The sequence below is a fragment of the Streptomyces sp. NPDC002867 genome, assembly GCF_053591895.1.
In genome coordinates this window covers 1-1,938 of the sequence record NZ_JBSFUR010000110.1, presented here as the reverse complement: position 1 = coordinate 1,938, position 1,938 = coordinate 1, and the positions used below count along the sequence as shown (strand labels likewise).

At 67.3% G+C, this 1,938-nt stretch carries 1 protein-coding gene; it reads right to left on the bottom strand.

All coding sequences use genetic code 11. The annotated features are described in order from the left end of the window. Positions 1–90: 90 nt before the first annotated feature. On the bottom strand, positions 91–1,326 hold the full coding sequence (locus ACWD0A_RS34775) for an IS110 family transposase (RefSeq protein ID WP_451304700.1): 1,236 nt from the start codon (positions 1,324–1,326) through the stop codon (positions 91–93). Positions 1,327–1,938 lie beyond the last annotated feature (612 nt).

The window sequence follows — 1,938 nt, the reverse complement described above, 5'->3', positions numbered from 1 at the left end:
GGAACAACTCCCACAACTCATCCGGCACAAGCCGCTCAACGATCCCCACCACGACCGACAGCCTACCGAGCCAACCAAATGAGATGACTTCTAAGCCGCGCTGACGGCAAGTTCTGGTGGTGCAGGAAACGCGGTGCGTTCGTCGAAGAGCTTGCGGTGCTGGAGACAGTGGTAGAGCTGGCCGATCATGCGGTTGAAGAGGTTGCGCTGGGCGGCGGCATGCCAGTCGCCGATCTCGCGGCGGCGCCGGTAGTGGGCACCTGCTCCCGGTGAGTGGCGGAGGGCGGCGAAGGCCCAGAGGTAGCCGGCGTGGTTGAGCCGGTCGTTCTTCACCCACCGCCGCGTGATGGACGACTTCTTGCCGGAAGCCCTGGTCACCGGTGAGGCCCCTGCGTAGGCCTTCAGGCCGCGCGCGTCGCCGAAGCGGGTGCGGTCGTCCCCGATCTCAGCGAGGATCCGGGCGGCGAGCTGGATGCCGAGCCCGGGGAAGCTCGTCAGGATCTCGGCGTCTGGATGCTGCGGGAACGACTCTTCCACCGCCTCAGCGAGCTGGTCGGCGGCTGTGCAGGCGGCCTCCAGCTGGATGAGGACGGCGAGCATCTGCTTGCCGAGCGCGTCCTCGACGAGCGGCGGCTGGTGGGTCCACTCGGCGCGGAAGACGTGGCGGAGCCGCTCGGCCTCCGCCTCGATGCCGCGCTTGCGGCCGGCGCGCTTGAGCGCGGACTGGATCTGGGTGCGGGTCAGCCGCGCCGCCCGGCCAGGGGTCGGCGCGGCCTTGAGGAGTTCGCGGGCCTCAGGGCGGCATAGACCGTTGGTCCAGGTGGCGAAGGCGTCCAGGGCGGCCGGGTAATACTCGCGCAGCAGGGAGCGGAGCTGGTTGGCGAGCTGCTGCCGGTTCCACAGAGCGTCCTGCTGGGCGCGGGCAAGGACGGCGATCGCCCGGCCGAGGTCCGAGTCGCCTGGCAGAGGTCGGTGGGCGTGCATGTCGGTGCGCAGAATGTTCGCCAGGACGAGGGCATCGCCGGGATCGGACTTCTTCCGGGAGACGCTGTGTCGGTCGCGGTAACGGGCGGCGGCCATCGGGTTGATCGCGTACACCTTCCGCTCCCTGGTCCGCAGCACCGCGACCAGCAGGCCGCGGGAGGTCTCGATCGCCACCGGGATCGGGTTCTCTTCGGTGTCGCCGTGCTCGGCAAGCAACTCCAGCAGCAGCTTGTAGCCGGCCGCGTCGTCGGTGATGTGCTGCTTGGCGACTAACGCGCCGGTGTCGTCAACCAGAGCGACGTCATGCGTCCTCTCCGCCCAGTCGATGCCGCAGTAGATCAAGGCAGTTCCCTCTCAATGTGCAGGTATTTGCGCTGGTCACGAGCGCATGCGGGCCACGCGAGCGACCTAATCCCAGGCATCAACCGCCTAGCGGATGTGCCTCCACCTCACTAGCCGTTCGTGGCACCAGCGCGCCCCGCGGGCCTCGGTCTGCGCGGGAACTCAAACGGCTCGGGCGTAACGAGAGGTCACCGTGCGGCGGGCTCGCACCACCAACACCAACGAGTGATCATCGGATGGGTGTTGACGACCGCCAGCCCTGGACGCCACCGCTCTGACTCGAGGCATCATGGCCTGGTCCTGGATAGGCATCCGTCCAGTACTGACGGGCGACACGCCGCTTACGGCTCACGACGCCGGACGGCACCACTCTGGTGGGAGACCTCGAAGGCCCAGTCGTCATTGGGTGTCCGTCCGGCGACCGCCGCAACAAGTACCAAGACGACGCGATGTCACGTCCCGGTACTCGAACATCCCGAGACCCATCCGGTTCCTCGGGGTGCCACTAACAAGGGATTAGGCACTGTTTCTCGGATCTCCTGACGTGGGTGGGATGTTGGGGGCAGGCTGGCTGTATGGGTCGTGGGGATCTGACGAATGCGGAGTGGGATC